Source organism: Novosphingobium sp. KACC 22771 (genome assembly GCF_028736195.1).
Classification (GTDB): Bacteria; Pseudomonadota; Alphaproteobacteria; order Sphingomonadales; family Sphingomonadaceae; genus Novosphingobium.
In genome coordinates this window covers 640,536-652,699 of the sequence record NZ_CP117882.1, presented here as the reverse complement: position 1 = coordinate 652,699, position 12,164 = coordinate 640,536, and the positions used below count along the sequence as shown (strand labels likewise).

The 12,164-nt window shown below is 61.5% G+C and carries 15 protein-coding genes; all 15 read left to right on the top strand.

Translation table 11 applies throughout. The annotated features are described in order from the left end of the window. Positions 1–328: 328 nt before the first annotated feature. The 15 genes from PQ467_RS19750 to PQ467_RS19680 all read left to right on the top strand — a co-directional run bounded on the left by PQ467_RS19750 (position 329) and on the right by PQ467_RS19680 (position 11,885). Entirely contained in the window at positions 329–1,525 is a 1,197-nt protein-coding gene (locus PQ467_RS19750) for a DUF932 domain-containing protein (RefSeq protein ID WP_274177244.1), read from the top strand. A 97-nt stretch (positions 1,526–1,622) separates the two neighbouring features. Next, the gene (locus PQ467_RS19745; RefSeq protein WP_274177243.1) at positions 1,623–1,835 is read left to right on the top strand and encodes a hypothetical protein; all 213 of its coding nucleotides are present in this window, start codon (positions 1,623–1,625) and stop codon (positions 1,833–1,835) included. Positions 1,836–1,919: 84 nt separating this feature from the next. Continuing rightward, positions 1,920–2,630, top strand: coding sequence for a DUF5983 family protein (locus PQ467_RS19740; RefSeq protein WP_274177242.1), 711 nt, complete (start codon positions 1,920–1,922; stop codon positions 2,628–2,630). Positions 2,631–2,658: 28 nt separating this feature from the next. After that, positions 2,659–2,967, top strand: a complete 309-nt coding sequence (locus tag PQ467_RS19735; RefSeq protein ID WP_274177241.1) for a hypothetical protein — start codon at positions 2,659–2,661, stop codon at positions 2,965–2,967. A 73-nt stretch (positions 2,968–3,040) separates the two neighbouring features. Further along, the gene (locus tag PQ467_RS19730) at positions 3,041–4,243 is read left to right on the top strand and encodes an ATP-binding protein (RefSeq protein ID WP_274177240.1); all 1,203 of its coding nucleotides are present in this window, start codon (positions 3,041–3,043) and stop codon (positions 4,241–4,243) included. 11 nt (positions 4,244–4,254) lie between these two features. Then, on the top strand, positions 4,255–5,544 hold the full coding sequence (locus PQ467_RS19725) for a hypothetical protein (protein ID WP_274177239.1): 1,290 nt from the start codon (positions 4,255–4,257) through the stop codon (positions 5,542–5,544). Positions 5,545–5,625: 81 nt separating this feature from the next. Further along, positions 5,626–7,299, top strand: coding sequence for an ATP-binding protein (locus PQ467_RS19720; RefSeq protein WP_274177238.1), 1,674 nt, complete (start codon positions 5,626–5,628; stop codon positions 7,297–7,299). A 55-nt stretch (positions 7,300–7,354) separates the two neighbouring features. Continuing rightward, on the top strand, positions 7,355–7,636 hold the full coding sequence (locus PQ467_RS19715) for a DUF5983 family protein (protein WP_274177237.1): 282 nt from the start codon (positions 7,355–7,357) through the stop codon (positions 7,634–7,636). Positions 7,637–7,886: 250 nt separating this feature from the next. Then, positions 7,887–8,207 carry a DUF5983 family protein gene (locus PQ467_RS19710; protein ID WP_274177236.1) on the top strand — a complete coding sequence of 107 codons (321 nt, stop codon included), beginning with the start codon at positions 7,887–7,889 and terminating at the stop codon, positions 8,205–8,207. Between the two features lie 345 nt (positions 8,208–8,552). Further along, positions 8,553–8,786 (top strand): type II toxin-antitoxin system Phd/YefM family antitoxin, encoded by a 234-nt coding sequence (locus PQ467_RS19705; RefSeq protein ID WP_274177235.1) that lies wholly within the window; start codon positions 8,553–8,555, stop codon positions 8,784–8,786. Further along, entirely contained in the window at positions 8,783–9,169 is a 387-nt protein-coding gene (locus tag PQ467_RS19700) for a type II toxin-antitoxin system VapC family toxin (protein ID WP_274177234.1), read from the top strand. Before PQ467_RS19705 ends, PQ467_RS19700 begins: the two co-directional genes overlap by 4 nt. A gap of 82 nt (positions 9,170–9,251) precedes the next feature. Continuing rightward, positions 9,252–9,752: a hypothetical protein gene (locus PQ467_RS19695; protein ID WP_274177233.1), complete on the top strand. Its 501-nt coding sequence runs from the start codon at positions 9,252–9,254 to the stop codon at positions 9,750–9,752. Positions 9,753–9,925: 173 nt separating this feature from the next. After that, a complete protein-coding gene (locus PQ467_RS22785) occupies positions 9,926–10,138 on the top strand; it encodes a DUF5818 domain-containing protein (RefSeq protein ID WP_443193034.1) in 213 nt (70 codons plus the stop codon). A 143-nt stretch (positions 10,139–10,281) separates the two neighbouring features. Beyond that, entirely contained in the window at positions 10,282–10,785 is a 504-nt protein-coding gene (locus PQ467_RS19685; protein WP_274177231.1) for a DUF736 domain-containing protein, read from the top strand. Positions 10,786–10,874: 89 nt separating this feature from the next. Continuing rightward, complete coding sequence (locus PQ467_RS19680) at positions 10,875–11,885, top strand: DUF2493 domain-containing protein (RefSeq protein ID WP_274177230.1); 1,011 nt, start codon at positions 10,875–10,877, stop codon at positions 11,883–11,885. The last annotated feature ends 279 nt before the right edge of the window (positions 11,886–12,164 follow it).

Sequence of the window (12,164 nt, the reverse complement as noted above, 5' to 3'; positions counted from 1 at the left end):
CTTGGTTGAAGGAGCCGCAAAATCTGCCTCTCGTCAGCAGGTCTCAACCACAGACATCGGCCCGCGAGTGGCAGCGAAACCTCTCAACCAGCGCCATTCCCACGCCAGTGGGTTCGTACTCGTCCTCAAAAGCCGCCAAAATGAGCCGCGTTAAAATTGATGCAGTTGTAATGCATGAACCCGAGGGTGTGCGCAAAAATCAAACAAGTACCGTATATTGATTGGGGTTCCTAAAACTGAAGCTCAAAACCAGGGAGAAAAGCAAGGGGAATTGGGATGAGGCGAGGGGGATGGAGCCCCTACCTCGGTAATCCCAAGGAGACGGCAGATGACTTCCTTTGCCCCTGTGATCGAAACCTCCCCTCAGACCGCGCCCTGGCGGATCGATGTCAACCGCGGTCAGCGCATCGGCCGTGTATCCTCCGAATGGTTCTCGCGTCCCGACGACGAGAAATTCCTCTCGCTTAAAGACCTCTATGCCAGCGTCCGCACCCGCGCCGACAAGGCCAGCACCCGCATCGTTGAAAGCCGCAGCCTTCGCGTTGAGGCCCGAAGCGACAATGCCGAAAGGCTGATGCTGCTTGCCCCGGGCGATGAGCGCCCCATTGCGCCGACCAACTGGTCCTTCGGCCAGCTCTCCAGCCTTGTCGGCGCCCCGGCTTCCTATCTGCGCAATCTTCCCGCAGCCCTTGCCGGGATCAACCTCCAGCATGGCCTGATCCACCATCGCGGCGAACAGGTCAAACTCCTCCAGACCGAAGATGGACGTGCCGAACTGCGCGCCGCGACGGGCGCCGAATATGGCCGTATCTGGGATCATGAACTGGTTGCGGCGGTGATGAATTTTGCCGGAGACGGGACGGGCGATACGCGCTGGAAGGTCCCGGGAACCATCGACTGGTCGAATATGCGCTACAATCCCAATGTTGATATCACCAAAGAAACGACCACGCTCTATGCGTCCGATCGCGACGTGTTCCTGTTCCTGGTCGATGATCGCAACCCGATTGTCGCGGGCCATCTGCCCAATGGCGAGCCCGATATTTATTTCAGGGGATTCTATTGCTGGAACTCGGAAGTGGGTTCCAAGACGCTTGGGATCGCCACCTTCTACCTGCGCGGGGTCTGTGCCAATCGGTGCCTGTGGGGCGTTGAGAATTTCGAGGAGGTCAATATCCGTCACTCGAAATTCGCCGCTGCGCGCTTCGCCCATCAGGCCGCGCCTGCGCTCGAGCATTTTGCCGACAGCTCGCCCTCGCATTTCATCACCGGCATCAAGGCGGCGCGCGAGCGCATCGTCGCCCGCAAAGATGAGGATCGCGAGGATTTCCTGAGGAAGCGCGGCTTCTCCAAAACCGACACCGCAAAGATCATCGAGACCGTGCTGGTCGAGGAAGGCCATCCGCCGCAATCCCTCTATGATTTCGTGCAGGGCATCACCGCCCACGCACGCAGCAAGCCGCATCAGGAAGCCCGCCTCGAACTCGAAGGCAAAGCCCGCAAGCTCCTCGAAAAGGCGTTCTGACCGGGCGGCACGGCCCGCACTCTTCCCATCCAATCCTTCAGGCGGTTCCGGCCCAGTGCCGGTGCCGCCTTTCTCTTGTCCGCAAAGGATATCAGCCATGCGCGAGAATATTGTGCCTGCCCTGCAGACGTTTCAGGTCGAAGTCGCCTTTTTCAGCGGCGATGAACGCTATGCGAGCGAGACCTACAGGATCGAAGCTGCCAACTGGTACAGCGCCGAGCAGGCCGCCCTCGAGATGTCGGGGGCCAGTGCTTATGACGACCCCCGCGTGCCCGATCTGCGCCGCGAGGCCTGCGCCCGCGCCTGCTGAGACTGAGCGTTTAAATCACGCAGGCGGCGGCATGAGGCCGGATATTCACGCGATGCCGCGGCTCGTATTTTCGAAAGCATCCCCATGACGGATAACTCCCTGCACGATTTCAGGGCGCTTCTGGCCCGCGCCCGCGCGGCGCTCGAAACACCTGCAGATCTCGACAGCCAAGCGATGGCTTTTCTTGTCGAGGATATCGCGCTTGCCGAACAGGGCCTGGCGCATTCTCCAATGCTCTGGCCGCTCGATATCCATGTCGGGGTCATCGAACACAAGGAGGGAGCCAACATCCATGTGTCCCTCGACCGCCCGGCACTGGAGGGACAGATCGCAGAATTCTGCCGCGAATGGTGGTCGGACATCCGCGATCCCCGCAAGGCCGCAAACCTGAGCGATACCGAGGTGATCGAGACCTATTTCGACCGGCATGACAGCGAATGCCTCACAATCGAGCAAATTCGGATCGAGCCGCCACCTGCTGCTCCCGCACGCAGCGTCCAGCCTGCCTTGGAACATGGTCGTTATTGCGTGCTGTCCACCGCGCATCTTTCTGCTGCGACGGCCGAACTGCTCGATCTTTGGTCTTCCTGGCCGCCCGGTGATCGCCCGCTCGATATTGCCGCCGCCGTCCACGGCTGGTTCGTTCCGACCAGACTGCGAGACGAGTCCGGCGCAGCGCCTCTGCCGGAAGATCTCGCGGCGCTGATCACCTTCGGGCGCGAGAGAGGCTTTGCCTATGTCCTCGTCGATTGCGATGGCGATATGGTCGATGACCTGCCGCTGTGCAATTGGTGACAGTTGCTTTTGTCGGGAAGGCGCCGACATGAAGATCCTCGCCACCTACAACGCCAAAATCAGGGTCGGGGAAGTAGCCGGGCGCGATACCACGGTTCGCTATGTCCGGGTTCTCAAACAGGTGAGACGCCACCACCTCAATCTGCCGGTCCTGCGCGCCCATCCGCGTAGGGGCGGCTTGGCCAGTTCCGACCTGATGCCGGGGATCATCGCCGGGCTTCTAGCCAAGGCGGCGACTGGACGCGCGTGGTTCGATCTCGATGACCTGCCGCCCATGATCCGGGTCGAACCCGACAAGGGCGGTTTCATGGCCCTGATCCACCTGATCAAGGACTGACGGACCCCATTTCCATCGTCTGCCATCCATCCGCCCCCATCCGTCAGGATCGGGGCCCAGAGGAGTGCATCTCATGTCCTTTGCTGCCCATGAATTCGCCGCCGATACCAAAGTGCCGCTCGGCCGTGCCTCGACCGCTCCGCTCGAACTGGATCTCGCCAAGCTGATGGCGGGGCGCTGCCTTATTCAGGGCTCCTCCGGGGCGGGCAAAAGCCAGACCCTGCGCCGGATCATCGAGGAGGCCTTCGATTATCTCACCACCATCATCGTCGATCCCGAAGGTGAATTTGCCAATCTGGCCGATCATATCGGTGCCACCACCATCCTTGCGCGCGACTATGCCAATGATGGGCTGACCGCTCTTGCGCTGCGCGCGCGCCAGCACCGGATCGCGCTTCATCTCGATCTCACCGATCTTGAACCCGATATTCGTATTGAGAAGGCGGCGGCCTTCTTTGCAGGGCTCCTCTCCGCGCCGCGCGAGCATTGGGGCAATACGGTGCTGGTCTGTATCGACGAAGCCCATCTTCTCGCGCCGCATATGGCGGCTTCCGCGCGCGATGCGGAAACCCGCCGTCTTGGCGTGGCGACGCTCACCGATATGTGCGCGAGGGGGCGCAAACGCGGCATCGGCACGATCATCGCCACCCAGCGCCTTGCCAAATTGGCCAGTTCGGTGGTGTCCGAGCTGCACAACCATCTCATCGGCCTCAATGTCTTTGACCGTGATGTGGCTCGCGCCGCCGATCTGCTTGGCTTTGGCAGCGAGCAGGCCGGTCTGCTGCGCCAACTCGCACCGGGCGAGTTCTTTGCCTTTGGCCCCGCGCTGTCGCCGCTGCCGCAGCTTGCCCGGATCGATCCGACGATCACCCGCCATATCGGCCATAGCCCGGCATTGCTTTCGGCGGCTGATCTCGATCCACAGCAGAGCCGCTCGCTGCTCGAGCTTGATACGCTGCGCGAACCCTCCGCAGGACGCAAGCTGCCGGTGCCACGGCAAGGGCTGCGCATGCTCGACAGTTTTCTGCTTGATCCAGCGGCGGGGCCGGCCACGCGGATTAGCGCGGCGCTGCGCAACATCGCACCCAATGCCACCACGGCGGAGGAACTGGCGCGGCATCTGGGCTTGCCGGGCGAGGAAGTGGACGCCGGGCTGGACCTGCTTTCGGCCATCGGTGCTGCGGACACCATGCCGCGCGATGCGACAAGGATGGCCCGTCTGTCCGCGCGGCTTCGTCTGCGCGTCATCGACACGCCGGTTGTCGGCCTTGCCTGAAAGGATCGCCTGTGACCTATGACAGCTTCTGCGACCTGCCCGGCGATATCGTCGAACTGGCCCCTTATGTTCCGACCGAACAGCCAGGCAACCAGGCTCCCTTACGCGAAATCGCCTTTCAGGCCAATGCCTGGCTCCCTGCCGAGACAGACCGGCTGCGTGAGGCATTTCTCGCTGACCATTCGCTTGATGACATCGCCCGGGACCTGGGGCGCAGCAGGGCCGGAATTGCCAGCCGCATCGCCGATCTCGGGCTGCGTCGCCATTCCCGGCGCGACTGGCTGGAATGGGAGGACGCCGAGCTTGTCCGCCGATATGGCGAAGAACCGGCGTCCGATCTGGCCGCTCTCCTTGGCCGCTCGGTCAGTGCCGTCTATGCCCGAGCCAAACTGCTGGACCTGAATGAACCGGCCGCGCCTGCCTATACTGGCTGGGAAGATGCACAGATCCGGGCTGGCTATAAGGCAGGCGTTCCGGTTGCACAGATTGCACAACTGATCGGACGGCCCTTTGCCGGGGTGATCGGGCGCGCTGCGGCGCTGAACCTGCGCCATGCCTGTCAGCCCGAGGATTGGTCGAGCGAGGAACTGACCCGGGCTTTCGAACTGGCCGGGGAGGGCCATCGCTATGGCACGCTGGCAGACCTTCTGGCCGGGGAAGGTTTTCCCCGCCGAACCGGCCGGGGGCTTGGTCAGCGGTTGCGCAAAATGGGTTACGGGCGGGGCTGGGGCAGAGCCTGGATCCGTGAAGAAGACGATCTGCTCACCCATGCCTATGCAACCGGGGCAAGCCTTACCCCTCTACGCGAGCGCCTTGGTCGCTCCGCCCATTCGATCCGCTGGCGTGCAGGCGAACTGGGTTTGCGCGGCAGCCATGTGCGACCCAACGGGTTCCGCTCCGGTCCCGACTGGTCGGAGGAGGACAATGCCATTTTGCGCCGCGATTATGGCAAGGTGCCGACCCTCCAGATCGCGGCCTTGCTGGGCCGGGGGCAGCGCGCGGTGCTGATGCACGCCAACCAACTCGGGTTAAGGCATGGCTATATCCGTCCCTTCGGAGAGGACGAGGACCGCGCGATAGCCATAGCCTGGGCGCATGGCATCTCCATGAGCGATCTGGCTCAGGTCTTTGGGCGCGACGTGGCGGTCATCAGCAAACATGCCATCCGCATCGGCTATCGCTTCACCGATCCGGCCAGGCCATGCCGGGCGCCAAAAAGCAGACGGGCGGGCAGGGCGCCGGTCACGCTGGCCGGCCTGCTGGCGCTAGAGCCATCGCCTGCTGGAGCAAAAGTGGGCTGAGAGACGCCCACCTGCAGGAAAGAAAAGGGGGAGCGGTTGGGCAGCGATGAGGAAATCGCGCAGCACAGGAGGCCTTACCCGATGAATCTACCTGCATCCATCCAGCCCAAAGTCGGTGCCTCGCTGATCACGAGGGTGACCCGCCTTTACAATGGCACGATCGCCGACTGCCTGCATGAGCTTCTGCAGAATGCCCGCCGGGCTGGCGCGAGTGCCATCATCATGGATGTCGAGGAATGCGATGGGGCGCAGATCCTTTCGATTGCCGATGATGGTTGCGGCATTGATGATCCGCGTAACCTGCTGACGCTGGGGCAATCGGGCTGGGAGGTCGAGATCGCCGCGCGCGAGGATCCTGCCGGGATGGGCGTGTTCAGCCTTGCCGGGCGCCATGTGACGGTCCGTTCGTGGTCGCAGTCCGCTCAGGCAGGCTGGCAGGTGACCATTCCCGAACATGGCTGGGAAGGGGCGGTGCCGCTCGCCATCGAGCCTGCCGAAATGGAACGCGGGACACTGTTCCGCGTGACCTTGCCATCAGCCTGGGCCAAGGGTCTTGAAGCTGCGGTAAGGCAGGTTGCGAGCTATTTCCCGTTGCCGGTGCATTTTTGCGGGAAGGAGGTGGAACGCGAGGATTTTCTTGCCGAGGCTCTTTACATTGAAGTCTGGAGGGGCTTGCGGATCGGGATCTTTCGCTCGTCTGGCCGCCAACATCGGGATGCGCCGCGCATCAATTTCCATGGGGTTACGGTGCCCTGCCGCCACGATCCCGTCGAGGAAGTCGATGGTCATGCCTATTGGAACGCGCGGGTCGATATTCTCGATGCGCCCGCCCTGCAACTGGTGCTCCCGGCGCGCAAGGAGATGGTCGAGAATGAGGCGCTCAGCCAACTTCGCTGCGAAATGGAAGCGGTGAACTATCGCGCCATAGCATTGCAACCCGGGCACCGCCTGTCCTTTGCTTCGTGGCAACGTGCGGCGCAGTTGGGAATTACCCTGCCCGAAGCATCGGCCTGGCTCGATAGTTGGGTGCCTGCGGTGGCCGACAACACCGCGATCCCCTCCGGCGGGCAAGTGGCATCGGGTGAGATGATGATCGTGCATCGCAGTGGGGCAGATCTGGAGCAAGCGGCGGCTGCGGTCATCCGAAATACGATGTTGATGGGGTTGCGACCCGTCAATGGAGAGCCCGCCTTCGAAGGCTACGGCTGGTATGATCGCCTGCCTCGTATCACCGCCATCGATTTCACCTTCGAACATGAAGGCCAGTCCTGGATCTATGGCGATAGCGCCAAGGAATATCTTCCGCACACCCTGCCATCGGGCCGGGTTGCCAGTCTCCTGCTGGAACTGACCATGGCTGGTAGCGGGCAACCCGATGCCGCAGTCAGCACCAGAACCTTCGAGGTGCCGATGCTGGTAGCCAACAACGAGACCTATTGTCTCGACGAGGCCCTCATCCTGATCGCCAGAGATGAGAAGATCGATCCGGGCGATCTTGCCACGCTGATGGAAGCCAGTCTGTTCTGCGCCAGCGAGGATGCCGATAGCGACAGCTGGCAGACCCAGAACGAGTATTTTTGCGCCAATGCCCGCAATCTGGCCAATACGCTGCTGCTGGGCGAGGAACAGGCGCTGATCGCCCGGTTGCGCGAGGCAGTGCGCGAGCATGTCGTCTGGTTGATCCCGCACGGACGAGAGATGGTCGTTACCGCTTCGCCGGGTCTGATGGATCTGGTTCTCTCAACCCCCGAATGAGCATGCGGACCGCCAGATTGCGGTCCTTTTCCATTCACCTTTCACGGAGGGCCTTATGCGCCTTGCCTGTCACTGCGTTCTTTCGACCGCGCATTTGCCGGTTGCGGATCGCGATGCTTTCGAAAATCTGATCACCAAGGCCCCGCGTCGGACCGGTCGGCTGATCATCGATCATCCCTTTCTGACTCTCGAAGCGCATCAGTTCGGTTTCGCCATTCATCTGGGCATTTTCGAAGATGATCCGGAGCAGCCCGAGGACGTGTCACTGGTATTGTGGGGCCTGATGCGGCGGGCCAGTGCTCTGGGGGCGGACTGGCTGTGGTTTGATCGTTATTAGCCGCCCAGATCCGATTTTCCGGTATTTGCCGATGAAGCGGCAAGCCCGATGGCTCCAACGTGCAAGGCGGTGCTCTGCGAGAAGTGCCGCAGCGCTGATCTTCTTTGCGATGCCTCTGTGCGCTGGGATGAGGCAGCGCAGGACTGGGCAATTATCGCAGTGCTTGATCCTGCCTGGTGCGATCACTGCGGGGACACCCACCGGCTCGAAATCCCGGACGGGGCTTCTGCAAGGTGTAAGGAGACGGGTCTTGCGTGAAACCACACTCCTGACCTTTTCGTCGCTGCATCTTCCGGTCGATGAGCGGGCAGTCATCGAGCAGGCGATCAGAACCTCTTCCCGCAACGTCGAAGGGCGCCTGGAGGTGCGCTATCGGGATCTTGTGATCGAGCCGCATCTCGACGGCTTCTTCGTGCTTAGGAGCGCGGCAGGATGGGCCACCGCAGAGCACCCCGAGAATGTCTCATCGGCTCTCTGGGCCATTCTGACCTATGGCAGCGCGGCAGGCGCGGCGTGGATTTCCTTCGACCGGGAAATGTCACCCGACGAGCGCTGGCGGATTTTTCTGTGAGCTATAACAAGGCGCTCCTCTGGCTCACCAATTTCGATCCCGGAGAGTAGCCATGGCCAATTGCGAACTACTGTCGCCGCGCCGGCAATGGCTGACCTCGTTCGAGCACTGTTATGCGGTAGCTATTCAGAGACGGCTTAGCAGCGGACATGCCCAACTGATCCTGCAGACGGGCAGGCCCCTTCAGCCCTTTAGGATCACCGGTCGCGCGCCCGGTCGGGATGAGCGGATTGTCGCCATTATTCTCTAGCATGGCCATGCGTGGGAGCGCTCATGCCCCATGCCCAGCGATTGGCCTTGTCAGGCTGGAAGTGCTTAGCTATATCCTTAGCTAAGGAGCCATTTATGACCCAATTTTCGGTTCACGATGCCAAGACCAATCTCTCCCGACTGATTGCTGAAGCACTGGCCGGCGGCGATGTGGTGATCGCGCGCGGCAGTGTGCCGGTCGTTCGGCTGGTGCCGATCGAGCCGCAGGGGCGCCGTGCGTTCGGCTCGCTCAAAGGCAGGATCTCTATGGACGAGCGCTTCAACGAACCGCTGCCTCAGGATGAGATCGAAGGGTGGGACCTGGCTTGAGACTGTTGCTTGATACCCATGCGTTGATCTGGTGGCTGGCAGGTGATGAGGCGTTGAGCGCTGCCGCCCGCGAAGCCATTGGTGATGAGGCCAACAGCATTTTCGTAAGCGCGGCTTCGGCCATGGAAGTCGCCACCAAGTTTCGCATCGGCAAATTGCCCGGTGCGGCGCTGCTTGCAAATGACTTCGAGGCAATCATTGCCGGCCAAGGGTTCGGTGAGCTTGCGATCAGCGTCCGGCACGCTCGGCTCGCCGGAGAAATGAACATCGCCCATAAAGATCCGTTTGATCGCTTCCTGATCGCGCAGGCGCAGGCGGAAGGTATGGTTCTGGTGTCCAACGAAGCCTTGTTTGACGGCTTTGCTGTGCAGCGTCTCTGGTAACCCACTGCCAAGACTACTTGCTTTTCTGATCGGTATTGGCGGTTCGACTTGACGCTGCACGTCCTTGAGGCACAATCCTTTTATGCGTCTCACCGATCATTTGGCAGCCAGCCGAGGCCTCTATCTCCGCGCCCTGGCCAGTATGCCCGATATTATGCTGATCGATGTTCCTGCCTGTTTTGCCGGTCCGACATTGCCACTCGGGCGCTACTACCCGATCCTGCTCGAAACCGCTGCGGAACAGGCCGAGCTCGAGGCATTTCTGGATGCGCCGCGCGAGCAGTTGGTACTGCCCGATCTGCTGGATCGCCGCCCTTCTGGCAGCGTCAGCGAATGTGTGGTGATCGCCCGCTATCCGCCGGTGCTTCCAGGCTGGCCTTGGGTGCTGCTTTGCCAATGGCCCGCTTCCTATACCGTGCTCGCGCCACCGGGCAGCGATCTATTCGCGCGGGGAACCTATACGATCGAGGTCCTGGCCAGCCGGGGCGATCTGATCCGCATGGAGAACCGGCTCCGGGCCACCCTGACTGGGCATCACCTGCGTCATATCAGCGATGGCGCATCCGATATTGGTCATGCCTGACCGGATCGGATTGATCCCCGTTCCCAACTCCAGTTTGATTTCAATTTTGGTATTGCCGAACGGGCCCCCGCTCGCCATGCAAACGAGATGCCTTCCTATTGCTTTCCTTTCCCGTGCCGGCTGTTTCAGACAGGTCTGCCGGCCACCAGTTCTCATATTGCAGGAACGCTTTGATGTCTCATTCCTCAGGCGCCTACCGGCGCCTTACCGGCATGCTGCGCATGAACGGTCATAGCCCGGTGATCGAGGTCGATGACCGCAGCATCCTTCGCCTTGTCACCGATGAGGATCTGCATAGCTTTGATGCCAGAAGTGTTGTCGTAGAGGGGACTTTGTCTGCCGATCATCGGCTGCATGTAACCTGGATTGGCCTTGCAGCGGGATAGGGGGAAGGCGTCGCGCGCGCAGTGAGGATATCGGCATAGGGAGAGGGCGATGCCGGGCGGCAGCGCCGGGCCAGAGAGGAGAGAGGGATCTTTATGAGTGTCGCCGGAAAAGGGTTCCGAGCGATGTTCGAAAGGTCAAGGCAATGAATATCGGAGAAGTCTCGCTTCAGAATGGTCGTCTGATGGGCCGTATCGCCACGCGCACCATTGATCTGCCCCGCATCGGCCTGCGTGCCGTTGAAAGCCAGAACCCGCGTGCCCCTCGATTCGAGGTCGTCGCGCTCAATGTCGCCCGGCGCTGGGTGCAGATCGGCGCTCTGTGGGAAGCGGAAATGAAGAAGACCGGGGAGGTGTTCCTCGCCGGCAACATCGATGATCCCAGCCTGCCCGAGCCGCTGCCGGTGGCTCTGTTCCGCAATGAGAGTGGCGGTTATGCCATCGCATGGCGTCGCGATACGTTACGCTCGGAGGCCGGTGGCAGCGGCTTTGGCGCCAGCAACTACGACATGCAGGGCGGTGAGGCCAGCGGTCGCTACGATGCCGGACAGGACAGTGGTTTCGGTGAAAGCACTGCCGGTCCCGATGGCACGATGACCCGCGAAATGGCGCCTTTCGGTGCCGGCGAGGATGACGACGTCGGGTTCTGACAGTCGACATTATTCACCTTGGACGGGTCGGGGAGCCTCTGCGGCTTCCCGACCCGTTTCATTTTCCCCGGATAATCGGGAGTTTCATCATGACCGATCCATCTTCACACCGCGTGAGCAACTTTGCGGATCTGCCCAGTCTCTATGCGGCGATTACCGCCAGTCCTGAATTCCAGCGGGCCTTTGGCGATCCGCTGCCGCTTTCGATCACCGAGCCTGGCGAAGACCCGGGCGAGCATGACATGCCCGAGCCGCTCGCGGTACAGGCCGAATGCGGGGCAGTGATTGCCACGATCTTCGATCTTTTCAACGGCACAAGGCTAGAACCGCTGGCCGCCGAAATCGCCTGGGGTTTTGTCAATTCCTTCCATTTCGTCGCAGGCAAGCTGGAGCGGCGAGAGGAGTCGCTCGCCGATGAAATTCGCGATCTGGCCCGTGATCCTGAAGGCTCGGAAGTCTATAACCGTGAACTGGAGGACAAGCAGATCCTCTGCCAGTCGACCGCTGAGCAACGTGAGGCGATGGAATGCATGCGCGACTATGCCGCCGAGATGTATCGCGCCCAGTCGGGCTGGCCATGGTCTCCCTCCAAAGGCTCCCGCGCATCGAAGGCTTCCACCGCGACGCAGATCGCCATTCAGGACTTTTTGCGCGGACGGGACCTTGAAAAGCGTGAGCGGCATGTGCCCAAAGGCCCCATCGTCATCGCCTCAGGCCATGCCGAATGGCATGATTGGCAGGCGGTATGGGCAAGGCTTGATGCCGTTCATGCGCGCATACCGCATATGATGCTGGTCTCGACCGCGCAGCGCAAAGGCTTTGATGCCATTGTCGCGGCATGGGCGGCCCAAAGCGGGGTTCCGCTGGTGGCTTATACGCTGACGGGTGGTGGGCGAGGCGCGCCATTTGCCCGCAACCGGCGGCTCGTCGAATTAAAACCTGTCGAGGCCATTCTGGGCGAAGGATCGGGCATTCAGGCCAATCTCTATCAGGCGCTGCGCAAGGCAGGCGTGCCGATCCACGCCTTTCGTAAAAGCGAACAGGCGCCCATTGCCAGCGTGCCTCGCCTGACTGTGGCAAGGCGGCGGCACGCGGTCTGATTTCTCTTTGGGTTTGGGTTCAATGCCGGCCGGCCGTGCTCCTGCGCGGTCGGCCTTTTTTATGCCTGACGGGAAAGGCTGTGATCAGGCAGGGGCGAGGGACTTGTAGTTGCGTTAGGTCGTGTGCGGGGGCAACCTTTGCGAAGCGGGGGCATCGAACCCCCGCTTCGCAAGCCTCCTCTCTTCTCTCAAGTCTTCCAAGTGTGGCACGGGATCGCGACGGCCTCAAGGACGGTGGGGCCCCACCATTTTTACGGGCGGGTCGGGTGTGGTGTCTGG